We start from the raw sequence: 570 nt of genomic DNA on the forward strand, positions 1-570 counted from the left end.
ACCACCGCACGGATGATCGTGGCGTCCAGCAGGATCGCCGCCGCGAGGCCGATGCCGAGCTGCTTCATGTCGATGGTGCTCAGCGTCGCGAAGATCGAGAAGACGCCGACCATCACGATCGCCGCGCTGCTCACCACCCCCGCCGAGGACGTGATGCCGTGCGCCACCGCGTCGCGGTTGGACATGCCGCCACGGATCGCCTCGCGGATCCGGCTCACCACGAACACGTGGTAGTCCATCGACAGGCCGAACAGGACCACGAAGAGGAAGAGCGGCAGCCAGGAGACGATCGCCCCCATCGAGGTGAAGCCGAGCAGGTCGTCCGCCCAGCCGCCCTGGAAGACCAGCACCAGCAGGCCGTACGCGGCGCCGGCCGAGAGCAGGTTCAGCACGATCGAGCTGACGGCCACCACCACCGAGCGGAACGTGAACGTCATCACCAGGAAGGTGAGCGCCAGCACGAACCCCATGACGATCGGCAGCTTCTCGCGGACGTGCTTCGCGTAGTCCTCGCTGGCGGCCACCCCGCCGCCGACCGCGTACTCCACGCCCGGGATGCCGCCGAGCGTG

General features: G+C 68.4%; 1 protein-coding gene. It reads right to left on the bottom strand.

Annotated elements, in window-relative coordinates:
* A partial coding sequence (locus SM447_RS29660; RefSeq protein WP_474576167.1) for an MMPL family transporter occupies positions 1-570 on the bottom strand: 570 nt, incomplete at both ends.

Source organism: Micromonospora aridisoli, assembly GCF_056150025.1.